Below are 26,001 nucleotides of genomic sequence, written 5' to 3'. Positions count from 1 at the left end.
CTCGGCGCCCGCGCGTGCCGGCCGGCAGTGCGCGGTGGCTCAGGCAGTCGCGCCTGAGCGCACCCGGGCGATCCAGGCCTCGACGTCGTCGGCGGTACGCGGCATGGCCGCCGACAGGTTCTCGTGACCGTCCTCGGTGACCAGCACGTTGTCCTCGATACGCACGCCGATGCCGCGGAACTCCTCCGGCGCCAGCAGGTCGTCGGCCTTGAAGTAGAGGCCGGGCTCGACGGTGAGGATCATCCCGGGCTTCAGCTCGCCGTCCATGTAGTCCTGACGCAGCAGCATCTGGCAGTCGTGCACGTCCATGCCGAGGTGGTGGGACGTGCCGTGGACCATCCAGCGCCGGTGCCAGCCGCCCCGCTCGCGGTCCAGGGTCTGCTCCAGGGTCACCCCCTGCGGCAGCAGGCCCCACTCGTGCAGCCGTCGGGCGATGACCACGTTCGCGGCGGCGTGGATGTCGCTGAACTTGTTGCCCGGCTTCACCGCCGCCAGGCCGGCCTCCTGCGCCTCCAGGACCGCTTCGTAGATCTTGCGCTGCACGTCGGTGAAGCGGCCGGTCACCGGCAGGGTACGCGTGATGTCGGCCGTGTAGAGGGAGTCGACCTCGACGCCGGCGTCCACCAGGATGAGGTCGCCCTCGCGGACCGGCCCGGTGTTCTTCGTCCAGTGGATCGTGTTGGCGTGGTCGCCGGAGGCACAGATCGTCTCGTAGCCGATCCCGTTGCCGTCGTGGCGGGCGTACAGGCCGAAGAGGCCCTCGACCCACCGCTCACCGCGCTCCTTGCCGACGGCCTCGGGCAGCCCGGCGATGATCGCCTCGAAGCCCCGGTGGGTGGCGGCGATCGCCTTGCGCATCTCGCCCACCTCCCACTCGTCCTTGCACAGTCGCATCCCCGACAGGTGGCGGGCCAGCTCCTCGTCCGCCTCGTGCTGCTGCGTGACCGACGCGGGCGTCTCCGCCTGGGCCCGGGTCTCGTCGACGAGCCGGGCCAGCTCGCCGTCGGCCCCCCGCACGACCCGCACCACGGTCGCGCCGGCGTCCTTGGCCAGGACGTCCGGGAGCGAGTCGATGTGCCGGGTGCCGAGGCCGAGCCGCTGCTCCAGCTCGCGCATGCTGGGGCGGGGCCCGACCCAGAACTCGCCGAACCGGGAGTCGGCGAAGAACTCCTCGCTGTCGCGCGGGGCCAGCGGCCGGAAGAACAGGATGGCCTCGTGGCCGTCGGGCTTCGGGTCCAGCACCAGGACGCTGTCGGGCTCGGTGTCGAACCCGAGGCCGGTCAGCCAGGCGAAGGCCGTGTGCGGACGGAAGGTGTAGTCGGTGTCGTTGCTGCGCACCTTGAGGCCGCCGGCGGGGATGATGAGGCGCTCGCCCGGGAACCGCCGTGACAAGGCCGCCCGGCGACGGGCCGCGTGGTCGGCGACCTCCGCGCGCGGGACAGGAGCCGCATCCGGACTGGCCCAACCGGAGGCGATGAAAGCGCGAAATTCGTCGCTCGTCGGGGTGTTGCGGTGGCTGGCTTTCACCTGCTCGTCGCTTGTCATGGTCGATATCCTGCCACGCGCCGCGAAGCGTCGGCAAAGCCGCCGTAACCCTTCACCGCTCCCCCGGACGTGCCCCGCCGGCACGGTCGCCACCGCGGCGTGTCGCGGGCGGGGGCGGGTATCGACGTTTGTGTCGGCGGCGCGGGCCGAGGCATTTTGCCGGAACGCCACAATCGATCGACGCCTTGACATCCGTTGTAACCTTTCCGCAGCCGTTCGATCGGCCTCCCAGGCGCGCTGGTGAAAGCCGCCGTTTCCGCTTTGTTTGATGATCCGACCGTCCGATCTGGTCGCCAACTCACGGAAAGCGAAGTGCCATGAATTTGTCTGCGTCGAGTTCTGCCACAGAACAGGATCCCGGCCGTGGTTCGCGTCGTCGCCTCGGGCGGATCGCCGTCGCGGCGGCCCTCGGTGTGGCGCTCGTGGGCGGGGCCGGCGCCGGGGCTGCCGCCGTCGCACCCGCCCCGGAGCCCGCCGCCCCGGCGACAGTGGGCGTGCAGGCCGTACGCCAGGGCAACGTCACGGTCGACGGCGCGACCCTGCGCTACACCATGACCGGCAGCGGCTCGCCGCTGGTGCTGCTGCACGGGTGGCCGCAGACGTCGTGGGCGTGGCACGAGGTGCTGCCCACCCTCGCCCGGCAGCACACCGTGATCACGTTCGACCTGCCCGGGCTGGGTGCCTCCACCGTCCCGGCCGGCGGCTACGACAAGGCGACCACGGCGCGGCGGATCCGCCAGGCGGTCAACCAGCTCGGCTTCACCCGGGTGGCCCTGATCGGTCACGACCTCGGTGCGATGGTCGCCTACAACTACGCCCGCGACTTTCCCACGGAGGTCACCCGGATCGGCGTCGTCGAAAGCCCGCTGCCGGGCTTCGGGCTGGAGAACTTCTACGGCGTCAGCTGGCACTTCCTCTTCAACGCCTCACCCGCGCCCATCCCCGAGCGCATCATGGACAACGAGGACGTCCCGACCTATCTCGGAATGCTCTTCGACCGCACGCAGCATCCGGAGGCGATCGACCGCAGCGTCTACTACCGCGCGTATTCCGACCCGGCGAAGCGGACGGCGGGATACGAGTACTACCGGGCGCTGAAGGCCGACGCCGCCGACAACCAGGCCCAGGCGCAGGCGAAGCGCCTGACCATGCCCGTGCTGGCCATGGGGGCCCAGGCCGTCTTCGGGCCGGCCGTCGCCGCCTCCTACCAGCAGGTGGCCGCCGACGTCCGTACCGTCGTCGCCCCCGACACCGGCCACTGGATCCCCGAGGAGAACCCCGCCTTCTTCAGCGCCTGCGCGTTGCTGTTCTTCGGACCCGCCACCGGCACCCCGGCCAGCCCCGAGCTCACCGGCTGCGCCCCCTGACCGGAGCCCGTCCACGCGTACCGCGTCACGGCGAGGACGACCCGGGGCGGGCGGTGGCGACGCCGCCCGCCCCGGTCGCTTTCCCGCCGTGCTCCGCGTTGCGGTCCGCCCGCCCGCGGCGTCGCGCCCGCGGGTCGTGACGTGTGAGGATGCGGCGCATGCGTGCCGTCATCTTCGACGAGTTCGGTGCCCGCCCCGAGGTCCGCGACGTCCCGGAGCCGGTGCCGCCGCCCGGGGGCGCGGTCGTGCGCGTCGAGGCGACGGGGTTGTGCCGCAGCGACTGGCACGGCTGGCAGGGACACGACCCCGACATCCGTCTGCCACACGTCCCCGGCCACGAGTTCGCCGGCGTCGTCGCGGCGGTCGGTGCCGGCGTACGCGGATGGCGGCCCGGCGACCGGGTCACCGCGCCCTTCGTCTGCGCATGCGGGCGGTGCCCGGCCTGCCTCGCCGGCGACCAGCAGGTCTGCGAGCGGCAGACGCAGCCGGGCTTCACCCACTGGGGCTCGTTCGCCCGGTACGTGGCGGTGCACGACGCCGACGTCAACCTCGTCCGGCTGCCGGACGAGCTGGACTACCCGGCCGCGGCGGCGCTCGGGTGCCGCTTCGCCACGGCCTTCCGGGCCGTGGTCGGCCAGGGGCGGGTCGCGGCCGGCGAGTGGGTCGCGGTGCACGGCTGCGGCGGGGTGGGGCTCTCCGCCGTGATGATCGCGGTGGCCTGCGGGGCCCGGGTGGTGGCGGTCGACGTCGCCCCCGGCGCGCTCGAACTGGCCGCGGGCTTCGGGGCGTCGGTGTGCGTGGACGGCGCCGCCCTGACCGGGCCCGGCGCGGTCGCGGCGGCGGTCCGCGAGGCGACCGGCGGCGGGGCCCACCTGTCCCTCGACGCGCTCGGAAGCCACGCCACCTGCGCCGCCTCGATCGAGAGCCTGCGGCGGCGCGGGCGACACGTGCAGGTCGGGCTCCTGCCCGCCGCCCAGGGCCGCCCGGCCCTGCCGATGGATCGGGTGATCGCCCACGAGCTGGAGCTGCGGGGCAGTCACGGCATGCCCGCGCACGCCTATCCGGAGCTGCTCCGGCTGGTCACCGCCGGTGTGCTGCGCCCCGCCGAGCTGATCACCCGCACCATCGGCCTCGCGGAGGTGCCGCAGGCGTTGGCCACGATGGACCGCCCCGCGCCCGGCGGGATGTGCCTCGTCGAACCCCGGTGACCGGGCGGCGGCCCGGCGGGCGGGTGCGCTGCCCCGCCCCGGGCCGACCCGCCGGGGTCAGCCGTCCTCGTAGACGAGGTCCATCACGTCGGAGCGCCCCGACCAACGCAGTTCGAGGTGCCAGCAGCCGGCCTGCGGCATGTCCACGATCGACGGGCCCGGGCCGCCGGCGACCTCCCGCGTCACCCGGATTCCGGTGCCGTCCAGGGTGGCGGTGATCCGCAGGGGATCCGCCGGGGCCACGGCGGGGGGTGTCGTGGTGGGGCGGGCGACCCAGAGGATCTTGTTGTTCGTCCCGTTCCTCCTGGCCCTCGTAAGCGGGTGTCCGAACAGGATCGCGACGATCCCGCCGCTAGCGCCGAAGACGTGCGGCATCCGGGTGCTCCCGCTGAACCCGGCGTCCGCCCAGTCGGGCAGCGGCCCCGTCTCCACCCGCGAGCCGCAGCCGGGGGGCGCAGCCGACGCCGCGCCCGTCGGCGCCGCGCGGTCCGGGGAGGCGGCCGGCGCGGCCGGCCGCCCCGCCGTCGTACACCCCGCCAACAGCAGCACCAATGCCAGCGACACCCCGCGTCCTGCACCCATCCCATGCCTCCCGACGTCCCACTCGTGCGTGCACAGTCAGGACACCGGCCGGCTCCCCGAGGTTCCCCCGGGCGGGCCACGGGATCGGCGCGCCGGGTCCGCACCCGGGCCGGCACCGGCACGATTACTCCTACGGTCCGTTTCATGAACCGTGACCGCTGCGCCGGCTCCTCGACGGCCGGCACCACTTCTGAAACGCGCCCTAACCCAGCGAGCGGGCGATCTCGAGCGCCTCGGGCCTGGTGAGGTCGCCTTCGAGCCGGTAGCTGACGCCGGCCTCCTGCCAGATCAGGGTCGACGCGGCGAGACGCGCGGTCTGGACCCGGACGGTGCCGTCGCGGTCCACGTAGGACACGGCGTGCGGGGCGTCGATCCAGACGGCGAAGTCGCCGTTGACCTGCACCCAGCTGGCTCCCGGCGCGGTGGTCTCCTTGTGGAAGACCAGGTCGAGACGGCCGTCGAAGGCGTCGAGGCGCAGCGCGCCCGCACGGTAGAGCAGCGTCGCCACGCGGTGGAAGCCCTCGCCGTCCGGGTCGGCGACCAGCACCCGCTCGGGCGGGCCCAGCACCTTCGGCGTACGGAGGGGAAAGCGCACCCCGCGCTGCGCCTCGGCCACGGGTACGGGCCGCTGCGCCGGCAGTGGCGAGGCGGCGCCCGTGGGAGGCGTCGGCTCGGGGCTGGCGGCGACGGTGATGCCGGCGAAGCGCAGCAGCCCGGCGGCGGCGTCGGCGACGGCGGCGCGGCCCGGCGGCAGCATCGCCACGACCGCGACGGCGAGCGCCCCGGCGAGCAGGTGGCGCCACCGACGTCGCCTCGGCACGGGCGCGGCGAGCAGGTCGCGCCACGGGCGTCGCCTCGGTCCGGGCGCGGCGATGCGGGCGCGCACCCGGGCGGTCACGTCCGGCGGCTCGGGCGTCTGGAGCCAGGCGGACAGGTCCCTCAGTTCGCGTTCGAGGTCATCCACGGCGCACCTCCGCGACGTCGAGCAGGCCGCGAAGCTTCGCCAGCGCCCGGGAGGTGCGCGACTTCACCGTGCCGCGCGGCCAGCCCAGCATCGCCACGGTCTCGTCCTCGCTCAGATCGAGGAAGAACCGGCACACGATCACCTCGCGGTCCTTGACCGGCAGCAGGCGCAGGGCCCGGACCAACGCGGCGCGCCGCTCCCCGGCGAGGACGGTCTCGACGGCGGCGTCCTCGCCGACGTCCGTACGTGGGTCCGCCGCGGCCGCGCGCAGGGCGAGACCGTCGCGCCGGCTGCGCGACCGGTGCAGGTTGCGGGTCTCGTTGGCCACGATCGCCAACAGCCAGGCCCGGAACGACGACTCGCCCCGGTAGCGGGAGATCTTGCGATGGCCCTTCACGAACGCCTCCTGGATGACGTCCTCCGCGTCCGGACCCGCGCCGAGCAGCACCGCCGTGCGGTGTGCGGCGGTGCTGTGCCGGGCGACCAGGAGCTCGTACGCCGTCAGGTCGCCCGCCCGGGCGCGGGTGACCAAGTCTTCGTCGTTCAGGGATACCTCCGGTGGGGACGCCTTCATGACACCGCCCGCGCCCTTCGGGTTCCGCCTCGGCGACCGGTTCCGCACGCTGCCGGACGTCATCGGCCCGATGATGCCGGGCCCCGTCCGCACCCCGCCGGTTCTTCCGACGGACGGCGTCGGCCCCCGACGCCCTGTAGCAAACCTTCTTGACGATTCATCGATGCGTAGCTAAGTTTCAGCCATCCGGACTGAGAGGTCGTCGTCGATGAAGGCCCAACTCGTTACCGCGACCGCCCTGGTGGCCACCCTGTCGACCACCCTCGCCCCGCCGCCCGTCCAGGCCTCCCCCACACCCGAGCGTCCGCCCGGCGGCGAGCACGGCTGGGTCACCTCGACCCTGCGGCACATGAGCCTGCCGCAGAAGGTCGGTCAGCTCTTCGCCACCTACGTCTACGGCGGTGACGCCACCGAGCCCACGGCCGCCGACCGCGCCGCCAACCGCGCGGCGTTCGGCGTCGAGACGCCGGCGGAGGTCGTCGACCAGTTCCACCTCGGCGGCGTCTGCTACTTCTCGTGGTCGCACAACCTGGACAGCCCGCGCCAGATCGCGACCCTCTCCAACGGACTGCAGCGGGCCGCCGTCGGCGACGGCACGAAGGGCCGCGTACCCCTGCTCATCTCCACCGACCAGGAGCAGGGCGTGGTGCTGCGGATGCCCGCCCCCGCCGCGCAGTTCCCCGGGTCGATGGCCCTGGGGGCCGGGCGCTCGCCGCGGGCCGCACGCGAGGCCGCGGAGATCACCGGGCGCGAGCTGCGCGCGGTCGGCATCCACCAGCCGTACGCGCCGATCGCCGACGTCAACGTCGACCCCGGCAACCCGGTGATCGGCGTACGCTCCTTCGGCGCCGACCCCACCCTGGTGGCCGACCTGACCGCCGCCCAGGTCGCCGGGTTCCAGGACGGCGCCGGCGCGACGGCGGTGGCGAAGCACTTCCCCGGGCACGGCGACACGGCCACCGACAGCCACACCGACCTGCCCGTCATCGACCACACCCGCCAGGAGTGGGACCGCATCGACGCGCCACCGTTCCGGCGGGCCATCGACGCGGGCGTCGAATCGATCATGACGGCGCACATCGTGGTACCCGCGCTCGATCCCTCCGGCGACCCGGCCACGCTGTCCCCGACGATCCTCACCGGCGTACTGCGCGGCGAACTCGGCTTCCGGGGAGTCGTCGTCACCGACGCGCTGAACATGGCCGCCGTGCGGCGCAAGTACGGCGACGACCGGGTGCCCGTGCTGGCGCTCAAGGCCGGCGCCGACCAGCTCCTGATGCCGCCGGACCTGCGGCTGGCGCGGGACGCGGTGCTGCGGGCCGTCGCCACCGGCGAGCTGACCGAGCGGCGCATCGACGAGTCGGTCCGGCGCATCCTCGCGCTGAAGTACCGGCAGGGCCTGGCCCGTTCACCCCTGGTCGACGTCGAGCAGGCCGTACGCACGGTCGGGGCGCCCGCGCACCTCGCCGCCGTGGCGCGGGTCACCGACCCGACCCTCACCGCCGTGCGCAACGACGCCGGGCTGCTCCCGCTTCGCCCCGGGCGGCGCTCGGTGCTGGTCACGGGCTGGAACAGCGCCGCCTTCGCGCCGGTGGAGACCGTGGCCGGCGGATTCACGGCCCGGGACGCCCGGGTGACCGCCCGCCCCGCGACCCTGCCGTCGGACAAGGTGATCACCGAGACGGCCACCCTGGCCGCCGAGCACGATCTCACCGTCGTGCTGACCAACAAGGCGTGGGACACCGTCGTCACCGATCCACGCGGCACCCAGCAGCGGCTGGTCGCCGCCCTGCTCGGCGCGGGCAGGCCCGTGGTGGTGGTCGCGGTCCGGGATCCCTACGACATCGCGTACCTGCCGGGCGTGAGCACCTACCTGGCGACCTACTCGTACACGCGGGCCGCGATGGACGCCCTCGTCCGCGCGCTGCACGGCGAGCTTTCCCCCCGTGGCCGGCTGCCCGTCACCATCGCCACGGCCGACGGCTCGGGCACCGTGCTGCACCCCTACGGCCACGGCACGAGCTGGTAGGAGGCAACCCATGTCGTCGCTGCGCCCGCTCGCGTTGCGCCCCCTCGCGCTCGGCCTGGCCGTGGCCGTGTCGGGCGCGACCCTCGCCCCCACGGCCGCCGGGGCCGCACCGCCGCCGGCCGGTTCGGCACCGCCGAGCGTCACGCCCGCCGACATCCACTTCCGGCACGACACGCTGCGCCCCGGGCACGCCCGCGAGGTCGGCCTGCTGCCGGAACACGTGGACCGCATGCCCGCCGACCTGGCGGCGTACCTCGCCCCGACGCCGGACCACCCCAGCCATCCCGCGTACGCCGGCGCCGTGGTCCTGGCGGCCAAGGACGGCGTGGTCGTGCAGCACGCCGCGGTGGGTTCCGCCGTGAGGTACGCGGCCGTCGGCCCGCCGCCCGGGCTGGTCGGGGTGGAACTCCCCGCCGACGAGCAGATCCCGATGCGGCCCGACACCATCTTCGACCTGGCCTCGGTGTCGAAGCTGTTCACCGCCGTCGTGACCATGCAGCAGGTCGAGCGGGGACGCGTGGACCTCGACGCGCCGGTCGCCCGGTACGTCCCCGAGTTCGCGGCCGGCGGGAAGGAGACCGTCACCGTACGGATGCTGCTCACCCACACCTCGGGGCTGCCCGCCTTCGCGCCACTGTGGAGCAGGTACGCCACGCCGGCCGAACGGTTCGCCGCCGCGCTCGCCACGCCGCTCACGGCCGGCGTGCGGCCCGGTACCCGCTACGTGTACTCAGACCTCGGGCTGATCGCGCTCGGCGTGCTGGTGGAGCGGGTGAGCGGCCGGCCGTTGGACGCGCTCGTCGCCGACGACGTCACGGCGCCGCTGGGCATGACCGACACGGGCTACAACCCGGAGCCGCAGCGGCGCTCGCGGACCGCCGCCACGGAGTACCAGCCGTACGCCGGGCGGGGCATGGTGCACGGCGAGGTGCACGACGAGAACGCGTGGTCGCTCGGCGGTGTGGCCGGGCACGCGGGGGTCTTCTCCACGGCGGCGGACCTGGCCGTGCTCTGCCAGACCCTGCTCAACGGCGGCGAGTACCGCGGGCGACGGATCCTGCGCCCCGACACGGTGCGCGCCATGCTGGTCAACCACAACGCCCCGCTGGAGCAGGCCTATCCCGAGAGCGACCGCGGGCTGGGCTTCGAACTCGACAAGCACTGGTACATGGCGGGGCTCTCCTCCCCGGTGGCGTTCGGACACACCGGCTTCACCGGGACGTCGATCGTCGTCGACCCCCTCTCCCACTCGTTCGTCATCCTGCTCAGCAACCGGGTGCACCCCGATCGCGGCTGGGGCAGCAACAACGTCGCCCGGCGCGCCGTCGCGCGCGACCTCGCCGAGGCGGTGCCGGTGCGGCCCCGCTCCCGCGAGGCCTGGCGCGCCGACCCGCGCGACCTCGCCACGGCCACCCTCACCGCCCCGCTGCGTCGGGCGGCGCGGGGCGGCACGGCCAGTTTCCTGCTCTGGTACGACACCGAGCCCCGCTACGACAGCGCCCGCGTGGAGGTCTCCACCGACGGGGGTACGACCTGGGCGCCTGCGCCGATGGTGCTGCGCCACTCAGACCGGCGCTGGAGCAGCGACGGCACGGTCACCGGCTTCGGCGGCCGGGTCTGGTGGCAGGTCTCGGTCGAGCTGCCCGTACGGGCGACCCACCTGCGCTTCAGCAGCACGACCGACTCCTCCAGCCAGGGCCGGGGCGTCTACGTCGATCGGATCGTGGCGGCGGACCGGGACGGGCTCCTCTTCGCGGGCGAGGGCGGCGACGCCGCCCGGCTCGTTCCCGCCGGCTGGTCGCCCGCCCGCACCTGACCCGGTCGCCGTGGCCCCCGGGCCGCGTCGGCCCGCGCCCGGTTCGACGTGGCGGCGCAGGGCCGGCCGCCGCGGACGGGCCCGGCACGGGTCGGCTCAGCGCGTACGGGCGGGCGGGTCGGGCGCTGCCGGTCGTCGGACGCCCTCGCACGCCCCCAGGTAATGGGGCAAGTCGGCACGAAGGGCCCTGCCCCTACTCCGACCGGGAAATGCAAGCAATTTATGGACGCCTACATGTCACTGTTTTTAACCGCAGCGAGACGCGACGTCACTAGGGTCAGTGGACCCATCGATCGGCGTCGTGGCGAGATCCGTCCCGCCGTGGTGGGGCACCGGAAGGGGTGGGAATGAGGGGGGTGGCTCCGCTGGTCATCGGCATCGCCTCCTCGCCGGCCGAACGCAGGCGGCTCGCGCGTCTGCTCGGCGGGACCGAGGCGTTCCTCATCGTCTCGAGCGTCGCTCAGGCGCGTACGTTCCTCGGCGTCGCCGGGACGCCCCCGGTGGCGCCGGCGGCCCCGACGGCGCCCGCCGCGCCGGGCGGGCCCGTGGCGGGACCCGCGACACCGCCGCCGGCCGACCTGAGCGTCGACTCCGACCGACGGGTGCTGCGCTGGCTGGACCGCGAGGTCGAGCTGACCCGGCTGGAGCACGACTTCCTGCGCTGCCTGGTCGGCGCGCCGGGGCAGGTCTGGACCTACGAGCGGCTGCACCTGGAGGTCTGGGGCAACGTGCACCTCGGGCGGGGCTCCGACATGCACTCGGTGGTCCGCCGGGTGCGGCACAAACTCGCCCGGCTGGACGCCTCGGCGTCGATCCACGCGGTCCGCGGGGTCGGCTTCCGCCTCGCCCCGGTCTGAGGGCCGGGACCCTCCTCGACAGCCGACGCGGTCCGGCCCGCCTGGTCGGAAACCAGGCGGGCCGGACCTGTCAGCCGACGGTCGGGGTCAGCAGCGTACGGGCGACAACGCGAAGTCCTCCACCGTGGGGGTGGCGGTGTTGATCCTCGTCTGGCGGGTCTGGGGCTTCCAGCCGTCCTTGGCGACGATCATCGTCAACGGGTTGTTCCGACGGTCCATCCAGTAGGCGTACCTGCCCTCGGCGTCCGTGGAGAACGTCCAGGACATCGCCCACGAGTCGACCTGCACGGTGGCACCGGGGATCGGCGAGCTGGCGCCCTGGCAGCTCGTCCCGGTGACCGTACCCATCAGCTTGCCCCAGGTCGTCGGCTGCAGCACGTTCAGCGTGACCGCGACCGGCTCCACCGTGTAGGGGGTGTTCTCCTTGATGGCGACCGAGGCGGTGTAGGTGCCGGGCTGGTCCACGTTCGCGGACATGCCGACGTTGACCGTGACGGCCTGGCCCGGCGCCAGGGTGGCCGCCGTCTTGTCGATCGTCATCCAGCTGACGTCGGCGGTGCTGGCGGCGCACTCCTCGAAGCCGGGCAGCGCCTCGCTGTCCCGCGTCGCGGTGAAGCCGCCGGAGGAGCCACCGACCTTGTAGAAGCCGCACGCCGCGCCGCCACGGTAGCGGGCGGTGTTGGCGTTCGGCAGGCTCGACCACGAGGAGGTGGCCGGGTCGTAGGCGAAGCCGACGTTGGTGATGGCACCGCCCTGCGAGCCGCCGACGACCAGGAACTTGCCGTTGGCCACGGCGAACGAGCTGGCCCAGTTGTCGGCCGGCGCGTCCGCGATGGCCGTCCAGGTGTTGGCGCCCGGGTCGTAGGCGTAGCTCGCCTTCTGCGCGGCGGAGCCGTCGTTGCCCCCGGTGCAGTAGACGATGCCGTCGATCCCGCCGCAGGAGAGGAAGGCCACCGACTTCGGGTAGTCGGCCAGGGTCTCCCAGCTGTCGTCGGCCGGGTCGTAGCGCACGACGTCGTTCGACATCGGCGTGCAGGACGCCGTGGTGCAGCCGCCGATGGCGTACAGCTTGCCGCCCGCGACCGCCTGGCCCGCCGCGGAGCGCGGCGCGGGGTTGTCGGCCTTCTCCGTCCAGGTGTTGGCCGCCGGGTCGTACGACCAGGTGGTGCCGTCCGGGCCGGCCGCCGCCCAACCGCCGGTCGCGATGATCTTTCCGTCCAGGACGCCCACCGTCATGGCGGTACGCGCACCGGGCAGATCGGCGATCGCGGTCCAGGTCTGCGCGACCGGGTCGTAGGCGTAGTTCTTCGCCGAGGACGCCGAGCCGGTGCCGCCGGCGATGGAGTACACCTTGCCGCCGAGGTTGACCACCCGGTTGTCCATCACCACGGCCGGATAGTTGGCGATGTCGGTCCAGGGCGCGGCCTGCGGGCCGGCCTCGGGCGACGCCGCCGCCGTCGACTTGCCGGACGTCTTCGCCGCGAACGAGGTCGGGACCTCGAGCCGCTGCACCGGCGCGCCCTGGGAGCCGAGCACCTCCTGCTTGCTCATCCGGGACCCGTCGGCCCGCAGCAGCTCGAACCCGCCGGCGCGCTCACTGAACTCGACGGCGACCGGGGCCCCGCCGGTGTTGGTCACCGTGAACGACTTGGTGACCTTGCCGCTGGGCATCCGGGCCGTGCCGGTGACCTGGGCCGGCGTGACCGACAGTCGGCCGGCCGCGAGCTGGAAGTTCGCCGCGGTGGCCCAGTCCGCCTGGACGTCGACCTGCTTGCTCTGGCTGACGTAGCTGCCGGCCCGGGCGGTGAACCTGTGGGTGTCCGTCAGCGTCGAGAACAGCCAGTAGAAGCCGTCCGCGAGCCCCGGGTCGTCCGGCGTCGCCACGGTGGTGGCCTTCTCCGTCGGCCGGTCGTCGCTGGTGACGGTGGCGCCGTTGACGTAGCCGTTGTCGTTCCTGTCACGCACGTGGCCGAGCACCAGGCCGCCGTCGATCGGTTCGCAGGTGAGCTGGCTGCCGATCAGCACGTTGTCGACCGACCACCACCACTCGTACGAGGCGTCGTAGTAGCGGAACCGGACCCGGGCCTGGGCCTGGCCGGCGGCCTGCGGGACGGCGATCTCGGTGACCTTCGGGCCGCGGACGTCGGCGGCCTGCCGGAGCACGTTGGTCCACGTCGTCCCGCCGTCGAGGCTGAGGTCGACGTCCGCGCGGTCGCTGCCCAGCCAGTTGTAGTCCTGGTTGAACCGGATGACCGGTGCCGTGACGCCGGTAAGGTCGACGACCGGGCTGACCAGCGAGGTGTCCTGCTTGCCGCCGGAGCCGTACTCGTCGCTGTCGATGATCGCGAAGTTGCCGGTGCCCCCGGTCAGGTTGCCCCGGGCGCCGTCGTCGGTGAACTTCCAGACCTGGCCGCTGCCCGCGTGGTCCACCACGGACCAGCCGGCCGGAACGGTGCTGCCGTCGAAGGTCTCGTACTCACCGTCGGAGCCGAACCGGTAGCCCGGCGCCGTGGTGCAGGCGTTGGTCTGCACCGGCACCGCCACGTTGGCCGTGGCGTTGCCCGCGCCGACCACGACCTGCTTGTTCACCGTCTGGTAGCCCGGGTACTGCGACTCGACCTTCAGGTTGTAGGTGCTGCCGGCCGGCAGCTTGAGGCTGTAGCGGCCGTTGACGGGCGTGGTGTAGTCGGACACGCCCGACTGACCCTCCACGGTGACCTTCGCGTAGAGCGGCCAACCGTGCCCGGACCCGTCGGTGACGGTTCCGCTGACGGTGACGCTCGGCACCGCGGTCAGCGCCACGTCGAGCGTCGTGGTCGCGTTGCGGGCGACCGCCGCCGGAACGGTCTTCGCCTGGTAGCCGAACGCCGCCACGGCGACCTGGTAGTCGCCGACCGGCAGCAGCGACGAGTAGGTGCCGTCCGCACCGGTGGTCAGCTCGCGGTCGGCGGCGCCGGTCAGGCTCACCGTGGCGCCCGCGATCGGGGCGCCGGTGGTCGCGTCGGTGACCTTGCCGGCCAGCGTGCCGCTGTCGCCGATCGGGGCGCCGTTGAGCAGGGCGAGCGCGTCCAGCCGGCCCTCGCCGAACACGTTGTTGTCGTCGGCGGTGCCGCCGCACTGCGCGTCGGCCTTGTCGATCGCCGAGTTGTCGAGCAGCGCGCGGGTGGCGGTGACGTCGCCGACGAGCGTCGGCGCGGCGGACCACAGCAGCGCGATCGCGCCGGCGAGGTGCGGGGCGGCCATCGAGGTGCCGTTGTAGCTGGCGTAGCCGCTGCCCGGAATGCTCGACCGGACGTTCACGCCGGGCGCCGCGATGTTGGGCTTGATCTCGCCGTTCTGGCCGGCGCCCCGGGACGAGAAGCTGGCGATGTTGTTGTTGACGTCGTAGGCGCCCGCCGAGTAGTTGCTGACCAGGCTGCCCGGTGAGCCGCTGGTCTGGCACGCCGAACCGCTGTTGCCGTTGGACCAGACGCCGAAGATGCCCGACGCGGTCCACGCCAGCGTCACGTCCTCCATGAACGGGTCGTTGGAGGGCAGCGTGGTTCCCCACGAGTTGTTGATGATGTTCGGCCGCTTGCTGGCGTCCGGGTTCTGGCCGTTGAGGTCCGTCGGCTCGAGCATCCACTGCCCGGACGTGACCAGGGCCGCGTCGCTGGGGCAGCAGCCGTTGGCCGCGATCCACTTCACCTCGGGGGCGACACCGATCTGGTTGGCCCCGTCGGCGCCGGCCATCGTGCCCATCGTGTGCGTGCCGTGGCCGTTGGTGTCGCAGGGCGCGGCGCAGGAGCCGGCGGCGCGGAACCAGTTGTAGTTGTGGTCGAACGTGCCGTCGCCGTTGTTGCCCCGGTAGGAGTTCACCAGCGCGGGGTGGTTGAACTGGACGCCGGTGTCGATGTTGGCCACCGTGATGCCGGCGCCCTTGACGCCGTACTGGGACCAGACGTCGTCGGCGTTGATGTTCGCGATGCCCCACTCGAGGGCGTTGACCGTCTTCTCGTCGGTGCCCTTGGTGACCTCGGGCACCTCGTAGGCGACCGGGGCGTACAGGCCCTCGACCTCGGCGTGCGCGGCGAAGCTCTGCGCCATCGTCAGGGAACCGCCGCTGACCTTGATCGCGTTGGTCGCCCAGAAGGTCTCGTACTTCGTTCCGGAGCCGTCGAGCTCGGCGCGGATCTTGGACTGGCTGTTGGCGGCGGTCTTCTTCAGCGCGTCGGCGACGGCGGTCCCGCGCTTGGCCCAGTCCTTGATCGCCGCGGCCTCGCCGAGGTCGGCCCGGTCCTTGAAGCGGATCCAGAAGTCGCCCTCGGTCTTGCCCTGGAGCTCCTTCGTGAGCTCCGGCCGGATCTTGTCGGACGGGGAGGCCTGTGCGCCTGACCCGGTCGCGGCCAGGCCTGTCGCGGCGAGGATCATCGCCGCACCGGCGCTGACCAGGGATCTGGCCAAGCGCCTCGTGGGTGGACGTGTGAACATTCGGTGGTGCCTCCTCCAGAACGACCCAGAGTGGAACGAGCCATGGTGGAGGGCGCAGGGGCCCGGCTCCGTTCGGATGATCGGGATCCGGCCCCTCCATGCCCCCCAAGGCACCGCGCGGGTCACGCCGGCTGCCCGTCTGGACACTATGATCGACAAGAATGGACGATCAAGAACTTGCCGTAAGCAATTTGTCACTAGGTGTTGGCCGGCGAATGGGGCGCTTGCCGACATCTGTCAGGGCCATGACGAAGATGGGCAGAGGCTGTCCATAGTTTCCGGGTGGGTGCTGTGGGGGCACACGACGAAGGCACGGTGCCGGACGGTCCAGATCCGGCCGACGAACCCTTTCCGCTGGTGATCGCGGTGACACCGTCGCCGGCCGAGCGGATACGACTGGCCGAACGCCTGGAGGGCGTCGCGCCGCTGCTGCTGGTGGCCGACCTCGACGAGCTGCGCAGGCTGATCGCGGTCCCGCCGCGGCTGCCGGCCCAGCCGTCCTCGCCGGCTCCGGCCGACACGCCGGGCGCGACGGACGACGACGCGCTGCTGATCGACTCGGCCCGGTCGACGGCCCGCAGCCGGGGCCGCGAGGTCGGCCTCACGCGGCTCGAACACGACCTGCTGTCCTGCCTGACCACCGAGCCGATCCGGGTCTGGAGCTACGCCGAGCTGCACCGCTCGGTCTGGCGCGACGAGGGGCGCGAACGCAGGGCGGACGTGCAGTCCCTGGTCAAGCGGCTGCGTCGCAAGCTCCACGACCTCGGCACCGGGGTGGCCATCGACGCGGTGCGCGGCGTCGGGTTCCGGCTGACCGACCATCAGCAGCCGAGGGTCAGCGGTTCCGGCTGACTGCCTGACTTAGGCAGACCGCGCCCGGCGCAGGCTGACCGGTGGACCGAAGCGCACCGGGACGCCGGGGGAATACAGCACGCTGACCGGCGCCCCGACGGGTGCCGGCAACCCGGCGGCCGCGACCAGCTCGTCGTCGAGGTGCAGCAGTTCCGCGCGGTGCAGCGGCCAGCGCGGATGCCAGTTCGGCAGGTGCAGCGTCCGCCCGTACGCCCGGGTGTGCAGCCCCCAACGGGCGGTCACGAAGTGCTCCAGCGGGGTCGGGTCGGCGATCGGCTCCCCCACCCGCACCACCATCCGGCTGGTCGCACCGGCCGGGCCGGGCCACCGGCGCCGGCACCGGTAGGTGAAGCGGTCGCCGTCGCGCTCCAGCCGCATCGCCGACCACATGTACGGCAGCCGCAGCGTCGCCCGGGCCACCAGCACGGGAACCAGCCGCGACGCGTCCAGCGAGCGGAACACCACCGCCCGCCGGCCGGTGTCGTCGACCGAGTAGAGCCGGACGTTGGTCTCCCAGAAGCTGCCGAGGTACGGCACACCCGGCCCGCGCCCGAGGCCCAGCCCCACCATCCGGAAGCCGATCAGCCCGACGTGACTGACCCCGTCGAGGGTGTCGGGGCGCGTGCCCGCGGGCAGCAGCGGCGCGACGAGTTCCGGCGCGACCGCCCAGTGCAGGAACGTCAGATCGTCCCAGCGCTGCCGCAGGAGCGCCCGCGGGAACGCCTGCCCGGGCGCCGAGTCGACCGGCTCGATGTCCACGTACCCCATCCTGCCCCGCGTCGGCGGGCGACGTCACGCGGGCGGCGCCCGGCCCGTCGCCTTTGAGCCGTCGCCGGCTACGCGGGGTCTGGATCTCGCCGACGCCCGTAGGGAGATCGACGGTCACCTCGCCCGACTCACGCCGGGGCGTGGGTAGCGCCGACACCCCGGTCCGGCGCCGCGTCCAGCCGCGCCCGACGGGCGGCGCCCTCCTCGCCGTCACGCTCCTTCGGGAGTACGGGAACGGGCGTGCGCCACGACTGCCACAACCGGCTGTACCCGCCCCCGGCCGCCAGCAACTGCTCGTGCGTACCGTGCTCGACGACGCGCCCGTGTTCCAGGACGACGATGCGGTCCGCGGTGGCCGCCTGGCTGAGGCGGTGCGCGACGATCAGCGTGGTGCGGCCCTCGGTGGCCGCCGTGGCGGCGCGCTCGAGGTCGCGCGCGCCGGCGCTGCCGGCCTCCGCGGTGGCCTCGTCGAGGACCGCGACGGCGGGGTCGGCGAGGACGAGACGGGCCAGGGCGAGCTGCTGGGCCTGGGCGGCGGTGAGCTGCCGTCCGCCCTCCCCCACGCACGTGTCCAGCCCGTCTGGCAGCGTACGCAGCCAGTCGGTGACGCCGACGAGGTCGAGGGCGGCGGTCACCTCGGCGTCGGTGGCCTCGGGGTCGGCCAGGCGCAGGTCGTCGCCGAGCGTTCCGGCGAAGACGTGCACCTCCTGGCTGATCAGGGCGATCTCGCGACGGACGCGGTGCTCGTCCAGGTCCCTCAGCGGCACGCCGCGCAGGCTGACCGCGCCCCGGGTCGGCGCGATGATCCCGGCGGCGATGCCGGCGAGCGTGCTCTTGCCCGCCCCGCTCGCCCCGACGAGCGCGACGCGCTCGCCGGGCGCCAGGCTGAGGGCGACGTCGCGCAGCACGACGGGCCCGTCGTCGTAGCGGTGCCGCTCGACGACCACCTCCAGCGCCGCAGGTGCCGAGCCGGCCCGCCCTGCGGACCGTCGGGGCCGGCCTGCCCCGGACCCGTCGGGCGGCGCGATGTCGGGCGCGGGGCCGACGGACGCTGAACTGTCGGGCGCGGAGCCGCCTGGCGACGCGGAGCCGGCGGACGCGGAGCCGGGCGCGGCGGCGGGCACGGAGCCGTCGTCAGGCGAGGAGCCGACGGGCGAGGCGGCGGCGGGCAGCGCGGTGACGCCGACGAGCCGGGCGAGGCTCGCCCCGGCCTGGAGCACGGAGTCGGACTGGAGCAGCAGCAGGCCGATCGGGTTGAACAGGCGGTGGAAGTAGAGGGCCGCGGTCGTCGCCGCGCCCACGGTGGCCAGGTCGTCGCGCACCAGCAGGAAACCGGCGAGCAGGACGGCGGCGAGGCCGACGAACTCCGACCGGTTGATCCGCAGCCCGAACCGGGTGTGCAGGTTGAAGATCTCCAACGACAGGTCGCGGGCGGCGACGGAGCGATCGGCGATCCCGCCGACGTGCGCGTCCTCCAGCCGGTAGGCGCGCACGGTCGCCGAGCCGCGCAGCGCCCCGGCCATGGCCTGGGTCCGCTCGCCCGTCGCGACCCGTTCGCGCGCGTAGTACGGCACCGAGCGCCTCAGGTACCAGCGCAGCGCCAACGCGTAGGCGGGGGCCGCTGCCAGCCCGGCAAGACCGAGGCGCCAGTCCAGGGCGAAGAGCCCCAACGCGGTCAGCACGATGGACAGCAGCGCGCCGAGGAAGGCGGGGCCGCTGGTGGCGATCACGTTCGTCACCACGGCCACGTCGTCGCCGGCGCGGGCCACCAGGTCCCCGGTGCCGGCCCGCTCCAGCGTGGCCGACGGCAGGTGCAGGGCGCGGTCGAGGACCCGCTCCCGCAGCCGCGCCAGCACGGTCTCGCCGAGGCGTGCGGTGAGCGCGGCGCCGATCGCGGTGAGGACGCCGGCGAGCACGGCGGCGCCCGCGATCACGCCCGCCCAGGCCACGATCCGGGGCGTGTCGGAGCCGGCGATGACGTCGTCGACGAGGCGGCCGAGCACCCATGGGGCGACCAGCCCGGTCGCGGCGGCGGCGACCAACAGGGTGGTGGCGGCGGCGCTGAGGCCGGGCAGCCGGGCGAACTCGGCCCGAAGCGCCGCCCAGGTCTGCCGGGCGGTGGCCGTGGGCAGCAGCTGCCTCGACGCGGCGCCGACTGCGGACTCGTCGGTCATCGCAGGACCTCCTCCCGGTAGCGGGCGTCACCGGCCAGCAGCTGCTCGTGCGGGCCCTCGGCGACGACCCGTCCACGGTCGATGACGGCCACCCGGTGCGTGCTGCGCAGCAGGGCCGGACTGTTGGTGATCAGCACCGTGCCGCGGGCCGCCGCCGCGCGGGCCGCGGCCAGCCCCTCGGCGAGGTGCGCCTCGGTCACCGCGTCGACCGCCGTGGTGGGGTTGTGCAGCACCAGCACCGGCGGGTCGGCGACGAGCGCCCGGGCCAGCCCGACCCGCTGCCGCTGGCCGCCGGACAGGTTGGCGCCCCGCTCGGTGAGCAGGCGGTCGATGCCGTGCGGGTGCGCGGCGAGCACGTCCTCGGCCGCCGCGGCGCGTACGGCGGCGCGCAGGACCGCCTCGTCGGCGTCGGTGCCGGCGGCGAGGTTGGCACGCAGCGTCCCCTCGAACAACGCCACGTCGTGCGGCTCGACCAGGAGGATGCCGCGTACGGCGTCGATGTGCAGCTCCTCGGCGGGCGTGCCGTCGACGTACAGCGTGCCCCGGTACTCCTCGCGGGGCACGCGGCCGGAGAGCAGCGCCACCAGCGCCTCGGCGTCACCCGGGTCGTAGGCGAGCACGCCGAGGACCTCACCGGCGTCGACCCGCAGGCACAGCCCGTCGAGCCCCGCGTGCCCGATCGTGTCGAGGGCGAGCCGCGCCGGGGCCGGGGCGGGCGGACCGGCGGAGCCGGGGCGGGTGAGCGGCTCGGCACCCAGCACCCGGGCGACCCGCCCGGCGGAGGCGCGGGCCATGGCGAACAGCTGCACGGACCAGCCCAGCGTCTGCACGGGCTCGGCGATGAACTGGGCCAACCCGACGACGGCGACGAGTTCACCGATGGTGAGCCGGCCCTGGAGCGCGAGCCAGCCGGCGACGCCGGCGACCGCCGCGAGGAAGAGGCCGTTGACGGTGGTGGTGAGCCCGAGGTGCAGGCCCTTGGTGGTGGCGGCGCGCAGGGTGACGTCGAGGGCGTGGCGGCTCGCGGCCGCGTACCGGCGTGCGGCGTGGTCCTGGGCGCCGATGCCGCGCAGCACGCGCAGGCCCGTGACGAGGTCGACGGCGAGCGAGGTGGTGGCGGCGAGGGCCTCCTGCTGCGCGGCGCTGCGCCGGCTGAGCAGCGGCGCCATCCGTTGCAGGGCGACGACCACCAGCGGCACGCCGACGAGCACGCCCAGCCCGAGGGGGACGTCGACGACGAGCAGCGCGACGGCCGCGACCGCGATGGCGGTGAGCGCGGCGGCGCAGAGCCCCGCGACCCGTACGACGAGCGCGGACAACTCGGCGTCGGAGGCGGCGACGGAGAGCAGCTCGCCGTCGCGCATGCCCGAGCGGTTCCCGCGCGGGTCGAGGCCGCTGCGGGCGATCTCGACGCGCAGGAGGTGGGCCTCCTGCTCCAGGGCCGCGTACCCCAGGCGGGCGCCGGTGCGGTAGGCGAAGGCGAGGACGGTGAAGAGGACGGCGAGACCGGCGAGGGAGAGCAGCAGCGCCCGTACGTCCCCGGTGGCGACCGCGCGGTCGATGATCACGCCGATCGCGACCGGGACGAGGGCCTCGGTGGCCTGGTGGGTGCAGAGCAGTGCGGTGCCGGCCACCACGCGACCGCGCTGGCGGCGCAGGGCGCGGCGCAGGACCGCCCCTCCACTGACCTTCTCGGATGTGTGCACGAGCTGCGCCCTCCCTGCGATCGAGGGCCAGGTTAGCCTCACCTAATAGCTCCGGCGAACGGGGGCTCGGCGACCCGTCAGCCGCCCACTTCCGCGCCGAGGTCCGGGCGCGTCGTCACGTGGTGGCGGCCGATCGGCAGCATCAGCGGCTTTCCCGACGTCGGATCGATGATCACCTGGCTGTCGAGGCCGAACACGGCGCGGACGCACTCCCGCGTCAGCACCCGCGCCGGTTCGCCGGCGGCGTGCAGTCTCCCGGCGGCCAGCGCGACGAGGTGGTCGGCGTACCGGGCGGCGAGGTTGAGGTCGTGCAGCACCATGACGATCGTCGTGCCGCGCGTCAGGTTGAGGTCGGTGAGCAGGTCGAGCACCTCGACCTGGTGGTTGACGTCGAGGAACGTCGTGGGTTCGTCGAGCAGCAGCAGGTCCGTCTGCTGGGCCAGGGCCATCGCGATCCACACCCGCTGCCGCTGGCCGCCGGAGAGCTCGTCGACGGAACGGTCGGCGAGGTCGGCCGTCCGCGTCGCGTCCAGGGCCGCCGCGACGGCGGCGTCGTCCTCCCGGCTCCAGCGCGACAGCATCCGCTGGTGCGGGTTGCGGCCACGACCGACGAGGTCGGCCACGGTGATCCCGTCGGGCGCCGTCGGCGACTGGGGAAGCAGGCCGAGGGTACGGGCCAGTTGCTTGGCCGGCAGCCAGTGCACCTGCCTGCCGTCGAGCAGGACGTGGCCGGCCCGGGGCGCCAGCAGCCGCGACATCGACCGCAGCAGGGTCGACTTGCCGCACGCGTTGGCCCCGACGATCGCCGTGATCCTGCCGGGCGGCACGACGAGGTCGAGCGAGGAGATGACGACGCGGTCGGCGTAGCCGAGCGTCAGGCCCTCGACCGCGAGCGTGTGGGTGGTGGTCACAGCGAGCCTCCCGCGCGGTTGGTGCGGATGAGCAGGTAGATGAGGTACGGGGCGCCGAGCACGCCGGTCACGACACCGACGGGGTAGCGCGTGTCGAAGGCGTACTGGCCGGCGAAGTCCGCGACGAGCACCAGCAGGGCGCCGACGAGGGCGGAGGGCAGCAACAGGGAACCGGCCGGGCCGACGATCCGGGCGGCGATCGGTCCGGAGAGGAAGGCGACGAAGGCGATCGGCCCGGTCGCGGCGGTGGCGAAGGCGATGAGGCCGACGGCCGCGACGATGACCAGGATCCGGGTGCGTTCGAGGCGTACCCCGAGCGCCGCGGCGGCGTCGTCGCCCAGCTGCATCATGGCGAGGTTGCGCGCCTGGCCCAGCAGCACCGGCGCCAGCACGGCCACGGCGACGGCGACCGGCACGGCCTCCGCCCAGGTGGCGCCGTTGAGGCTGCCGGTCAGCCAGCGCATCGCCTCCTGGAGGTCCCACTCGGCGGCCTGGGTGAGGACGTACGCGGTGACGCTGTCGAGCATCGCGGCGATGCCGATGCCGATCAGCACGAGGCGGGTCCCGGCGACGCCGTCCTTGAACGACAGGGTGTAGACGACCAGCGCGACCGCCAGCCCGACGACGATCGCGAAGGCGGACACCCCCGCCTCCCCGAGGTGCAGCGTGACGATCGCGAAGGCCGCCGCGGCGCTCGCCCCGGAGCTGATGCCGATGATGTCGGGGCTGGCGAGCGGGTTGCGCAGCATCGTCTGGAAGGTGACGCCGCCGAGCCCGAAGCAGGCCCCGGCGAGGATCGCGAGGAGCGCCCGGGGCAGGCGCAGGGTGCCCACCGTGAAGGAGGCCCCCGGGACGTCGTCGCCGGCGATCACCGCCAGCACGTCCGCCGGCGGGTAGAAGGTGCGCCCCGCCATCAGCGAGACGGCGAACGCGGCGACGACGAGGACGGCGAGCACGACGAGCACGGCCCGCCTGCGCAGCGTACGGCGGACCCGGCCGTGGGTGACGGCGTCGAGGGTCGTGGTGCTCACAGCTCGCGTACCTTCTGCCGGCGGACGATGTGGATGAAGAACGGGGCGCCGATCAGCGCCGTCACGATGCCCACGTCGATCTCCGCCGGGCGCGCCACCACCCGGCCGACGACGTCGGCGGCGGTGAGCAACGACGCGCCGAGGAGCGCCGAGAACGGCAGCAGCCACCGGTGGTCGAGCCCGACGAGCAGGCGGCACACGTGCGGCACGACCAGGCCGACGAAGCCGATGGGTCCGGCGACGGCCGTGGCGGCGCCGCACAGCAGGACGGCGCCGAGCGCCGCGACGGCCCGTACGACCGCGACCCGCTCGCCGAGCCCCGCCGCGAGTTCGTCGCCGAGCGCGAGCGAGTTCAGCGCCCGGGCCGACAGGACGCAGACCGCGACACCCACGGCGAGGAACGGCAGGGCCTGCCGGATGGTGTCGTACGTGGCGCCGCCGACCCCGCCGATCTGCCACGAGCGGAAGCCGCCGGCGACGTCGTTGCGGGGCAGCACGAAGGCGCTGATCAGCGACGCGAGCGCGGCGGAGGTCGCCGCGCCGGCGAGGGCGAGCTTGAGCGGCGTCGCGCCGCCGCGGCCCAGGGAGCCGACGGCGTAGACGAAGACCGCCGCGAGGCCCGCGCCGAGGATGGCCGCCCAGAGGTAGCCGGTCGCCGAGGAGAGGCCGAACGTGACCATCGCGGTGACCACGGCGAGCGACGCGCCCATGTTCACGCCCAGGATGCCGGGGTCGGCCAGCGGGTTGCGGGTGACGCCCTGCATCACCGCACCGGCCAGGCCGAGCGCCGCGCCGACGAGCACCGCGAGCAGGGTCCGTGGGATCCGCTTGGTGACGGCGGCCTGCTCCATGGTCGCGTCCGCGCCCTGCAAGGCGGCGACGATGTCGGACCAGCCGACGTCGCGGGAGCCGAGCGCGACCGACGCGACCATGAGCGCCAGCAGCACCGCCGTCGCGACGAGGAACCACAGCAGGCGTACCCGTGTCGGACGCCGCAGCACCGCGACGTCCGGCAGGGCACGCGATTCGAGTGCGGTCATGACACCCGGTCGGCGGCCTTGGCGAGCATCGCCACGTAGTCGTCCAGCACGAACGGGATGGCCAGCGGGGTGGGGTTCGCCGCGGTGCCCAGCGGCGTGGCGCCGGAGAGCATGACCACCGAGCCGCGCTTGATCGCGGGGATCTTCGACAGCAGCGGGTCGGCCTGCGCGGCGGCGAGTAGCTTGTCGTCGCCGTAGGCGACGATGACGTCGACGTCGTCGAAGACCTGGATCTGCTCGGCACTCTGGTTGAGCGTGAACTTGTCGGTGCCGGCGGAGAGCTTCGCGATGCCGGCCGGGACCTTCATCCCGAGGTCGTTGAAGAACTGGGCCCGGGTGTCGTGCGTCGTGTAGAAGCCGATCTTGCTCAGGTCGGTCGGGTCCACGTGCGTCATGAACATCGCCGACTTGCCCGCCAACTGCGGGTGCTTCGCGGCGGCCTCGCCCATGCGCTTCTCGAAGTCGGCGATCAGCGCGTCGCCCTCCTTCACCAGGCCGAGGGCCTGGCTCTCCAGCTTGATGGTGTCGCGCCAGGCCGTGGCCCAGGGCGCCTTCGGGTAGGCGACCACCGGGGCGATCTTGCTCAGGGTGTCGTAGTCCTGCTGGGTCAGGCCCGAGTACGCGGCGAGGATGACGTCGGGCCTGGTGTCCGCGACCGCCTCGAAGTTGATGCCGTCGTTCTCGTCGAACAGCACGGGTGTCGTTCCGCCGAGTTCCTTGAGCTTCTCGGAGACCCACGGCAGGACGCCGTCATTGTCGTCGTCGCCGAAGTTGGCCTTCGCCATCCCGACGGGAACGACGCCGAGCGCCAGCGGAACCTCGTGGTTCGCCCAGGCGACCGTCGCCACCCGCTGCGGCTTCTCCTTGATCGTCGTCGTGCCGAGCGCGTGCGTGATCGTGACCGGGAACGCCGCGGAGCTGCCGCTGTCGGCGACCTCCCCGGCGTTCGACGATCCGCCGCAGGCGGCGAGCGCCATGGTGGCGGCCAGGGCGACGACCCCGGTGAGGAAGCGGTTTGCGCGCATGGAACTACACCTCGATGTTAGATAAGGGGAGGCTAACCTAACACACGCTCGGAGAGCTCTTGATCTCCAGCGACTCGATCGACGAGGGCCCATCGCACGCCGCCCCACCTGCGACGACCGGCAACGATGGCCCCGCCCGACCTCGGCCAACGCATGCACGCTTGTCGATTTACAGAGGGCGCAGGCGCAGTAGAATTCAGGGAAGGCTAACCTAACTCGGCGTGAACCCGGGAGGGGGCTCACAATCCCCGAAGGAGCGCAGCATGAGTGTCGGCACCGCTACGGCCGAGACCGGAGTGATCAAGCGCCCGATGCTCGCCGAGGTCGTCGCCAACCGGCCGCTCACCCCTCACCTGCGGCGCGTCACCCTGACCGGCGCCGAGATCGACCGCTTCGGCTACGACGGGCCGGACCAGCTGGTACGGATCTTCCTCGCCCCCACGCCCGACGCCGAACTGCACCTACCGGACTCCGCGCAGTGGTGGCCCGCCCTCCAGGCCATGCCGGCCGAGCGGCGGCCGGTCGTCCGCAACTACACGGTCCGGCGCCTGGACGCCGGACGGCGCGAGCTGGACATCGACTTCGTGCTGCACGGCGACGGCGGACCGGCCTCCGCCTGGGCGCTCAGGGCAGCCCCCGGGGACCGCCTCGGTGTGCTCAGCGACGGCGCCGCGTACGCGCCGCCCGCCGACACCGACTGGCAGCTGTTCGTCGGCGACGAGACGGCCATGCCGGCGATCACCGCCGCCGTCGAGGCGCTGCCACCGCAGGCGCGGGCGATCGCGCTGATCGAGGTGGGTTCGGCGGAACACGAGATCGAGGTACGCACGCCGCCCGGCGTCACGCTGACCTGGCTGCACCGGGGCGGTGCGCCGGCGGGCGGCAGCGACGTGGTGATCCGTACGCTGCGGGACCTGGCGTTGCCGGCCGGCACGCCGTACGCCTTCGTCGCGGGCGAGTCCACCATGGTCACCACCGTCCGCCGGCACCTGTGCGCCGGACGCGGCATCGCCAGGGAGCGCGTCTACTTCGGCGGCTACTGGAAGGCCGCCGTGCACTGAACTCCGGTGGCTGGGCGTGCC

19 protein-coding genes are annotated in these 26,001 nt (G+C 73.6%); 7 read left to right on the top strand and 12 right to left on the bottom strand.

Translation table 11 applies throughout. The annotated features are described in order from the left end of the window. Positions 1-39: 39 nt before the first annotated feature. Positions 40-1,545, bottom strand: a complete 1,506-nt coding sequence (locus tag AC5L34_RS25765) for an aminopeptidase P family protein (RefSeq protein ID WP_494827325.1) — start codon at positions 1,543-1,545, stop codon at positions 40-42. 422 nt (positions 1,546-1,967) lie between these two features. Between AC5L34_RS25765 and AC5L34_RS25760 the strand changes: the two genes are divergently transcribed. After that, positions 1,968-2,912: an alpha/beta fold hydrolase gene (locus AC5L34_RS25760; RefSeq protein ID WP_441177383.1), complete on the top strand. Its 945-nt coding sequence runs from the start codon at positions 1,968-1,970 to the stop codon at positions 2,910-2,912. Between the two features lie 158 nt (positions 2,913-3,070). Next, positions 3,071-4,120, top strand: a complete 1,050-nt coding sequence (locus tag AC5L34_RS25755; RefSeq protein WP_494827323.1) for a zinc-dependent alcohol dehydrogenase family protein — start codon at positions 3,071-3,073, stop codon at positions 4,118-4,120. Between the two features lie 57 nt (positions 4,121-4,177). Here AC5L34_RS25755 and AC5L34_RS25750 read toward each other — a convergent pair whose 3' ends face one another. The 3 genes from AC5L34_RS25750 to AC5L34_RS25740 all read right to left on the bottom strand — a co-directional run bounded on the left by AC5L34_RS25750 (position 4,178) and on the right by AC5L34_RS25740 (position 6,198). Next, entirely contained in the window at positions 4,178-4,702 is a 525-nt protein-coding gene (locus AC5L34_RS25750) for a hypothetical protein (protein ID WP_441177381.1), read from the bottom strand. A 202-nt stretch (positions 4,703-4,904) separates the two neighbouring features. After that, the gene (locus AC5L34_RS25745) at positions 4,905-5,666 is read right to left on the bottom strand and encodes a hypothetical protein (RefSeq protein ID WP_494827321.1); all 762 of its coding nucleotides are present in this window, start codon (positions 5,664-5,666) and stop codon (positions 4,905-4,907) included. Then, the gene (locus AC5L34_RS25740; RefSeq protein WP_357977888.1) at positions 5,659-6,198 is read right to left on the bottom strand and encodes an RNA polymerase sigma factor; all 540 of its coding nucleotides are present in this window, start codon (positions 6,196-6,198) and stop codon (positions 5,659-5,661) included. The genes AC5L34_RS25745 and AC5L34_RS25740 overlap by 8 nt, the downstream gene beginning before the upstream one ends. Positions 6,199-6,448: 250 nt before the next feature. On the opposite strand from AC5L34_RS25740, the gene AC5L34_RS25735 reads away from it, so the two are divergent. The 3 genes from AC5L34_RS25735 to AC5L34_RS25725 all read left to right on the top strand — a co-directional run bounded on the left by AC5L34_RS25735 (position 6,449) and on the right by AC5L34_RS25725 (position 10,942). Then, on the top strand, positions 6,449-8,269 hold the full coding sequence (locus tag AC5L34_RS25735) for a glycoside hydrolase family 3 protein (RefSeq protein ID WP_494827319.1): 1,821 nt from the start codon (positions 6,449-6,451) through the stop codon (positions 8,267-8,269). Positions 8,270-8,279: 10 nt separating this feature from the next. Beyond that, a complete protein-coding gene (locus AC5L34_RS25730; protein ID WP_441177377.1) occupies positions 8,280-10,085 on the top strand; it encodes a serine hydrolase domain-containing protein in 1,806 nt (601 codons plus the stop codon). A gap of 347 nt (positions 10,086-10,432) precedes the next feature. Further along, positions 10,433-10,942, top strand: coding sequence for a winged helix-turn-helix domain-containing protein (locus AC5L34_RS25725; protein WP_494827317.1), 510 nt, complete (start codon positions 10,433-10,435; stop codon positions 10,940-10,942). Positions 10,943-11,029: 87 nt separating this feature from the next. On the opposite strand, the gene AC5L34_RS25720 is transcribed toward AC5L34_RS25725, so the two are convergent. After that, the gene (locus tag AC5L34_RS25720) at positions 11,030-15,385 is read right to left on the bottom strand and encodes a S8 family serine peptidase (protein WP_494827315.1); all 4,356 of its coding nucleotides are present in this window, start codon (positions 15,383-15,385) and stop codon (positions 11,030-11,032) included. A 384-nt stretch (positions 15,386-15,769) separates the two neighbouring features. On the opposite strand from AC5L34_RS25720, the gene AC5L34_RS25715 reads away from it, so the two are divergent. After that, positions 15,770-16,264 (top strand): winged helix-turn-helix domain-containing protein, encoded by a 495-nt coding sequence (locus AC5L34_RS25715; protein ID WP_441177374.1) that lies wholly within the window; start codon positions 15,770-15,772, stop codon positions 16,262-16,264. 9 nt (positions 16,265-16,273) lie between these two features. On the opposite strand, the gene AC5L34_RS25710 is transcribed toward AC5L34_RS25715, so the two are convergent. The 7 genes from AC5L34_RS25710 to AC5L34_RS25680 all read right to left on the bottom strand — a co-directional run bounded on the left by AC5L34_RS25710 (position 16,274) and on the right by AC5L34_RS25680 (position 24,919). Next, complete coding sequence (locus AC5L34_RS25710) at positions 16,274-17,023, bottom strand: YqjF family protein (protein WP_441177373.1); 750 nt, start codon at positions 17,021-17,023, stop codon at positions 16,274-16,276. 137 nt (positions 17,024-17,160) lie between these two features. Continuing rightward, the gene (locus tag AC5L34_RS25705) at positions 17,161-19,206 is read right to left on the bottom strand and encodes an ABC transporter ATP-binding protein (protein ID WP_494827312.1); all 2,046 of its coding nucleotides are present in this window, start codon (positions 19,204-19,206) and stop codon (positions 17,161-17,163) included. Beyond that, positions 19,203-20,912 (bottom strand): ABC transporter transmembrane domain-containing protein, encoded by a 1,710-nt coding sequence (locus AC5L34_RS25700; protein ID WP_494827311.1) that lies wholly within the window; start codon positions 20,910-20,912, stop codon positions 19,203-19,205. The genes AC5L34_RS25705 and AC5L34_RS25700 overlap by 4 nt, the downstream gene beginning before the upstream one ends. A gap of 77 nt (positions 20,913-20,989) precedes the next feature. Then, a complete protein-coding gene (locus AC5L34_RS25695; protein ID WP_494827309.1) occupies positions 20,990-21,823 on the bottom strand; it encodes an ABC transporter ATP-binding protein in 834 nt (277 codons plus the stop codon). After that, positions 21,820-22,854, bottom strand: a complete 1,035-nt coding sequence (locus tag AC5L34_RS25690) for a FecCD family ABC transporter permease (protein ID WP_494827307.1) — start codon at positions 22,852-22,854, stop codon at positions 21,820-21,822. The genes AC5L34_RS25695 and AC5L34_RS25690 overlap by 4 nt, the downstream gene beginning before the upstream one ends. After that, complete coding sequence (locus tag AC5L34_RS25685) at positions 22,851-23,894, bottom strand: FecCD family ABC transporter permease (RefSeq protein WP_441177368.1); 1,044 nt, start codon at positions 23,892-23,894, stop codon at positions 22,851-22,853. Before AC5L34_RS25685 ends, AC5L34_RS25690 begins: the two co-directional genes overlap by 4 nt. Next, complete coding sequence (locus tag AC5L34_RS25680; RefSeq protein WP_494827305.1) at positions 23,891-24,919, bottom strand: iron-siderophore ABC transporter substrate-binding protein; 1,029 nt, start codon at positions 24,917-24,919, stop codon at positions 23,891-23,893. Before AC5L34_RS25680 ends, AC5L34_RS25685 begins: the two co-directional genes overlap by 4 nt. Positions 24,920-25,182: 263 nt before the next feature. Between AC5L34_RS25680 and AC5L34_RS25675 the strand changes: the two genes are divergently transcribed. Next, complete coding sequence (locus AC5L34_RS25675; protein ID WP_494827303.1) at positions 25,183-25,980, top strand: siderophore-interacting protein; 798 nt, start codon at positions 25,183-25,185, stop codon at positions 25,978-25,980. The last annotated feature ends 21 nt before the right edge of the window (positions 25,981-26,001 follow it).

Source organism: Micromonospora sp. ZG13, from assembly GCF_059359355.1.
Note: the sequence above shows the minus strand (reverse complement) of the source record. Positions and strands in the feature narration are given on the sequence as shown.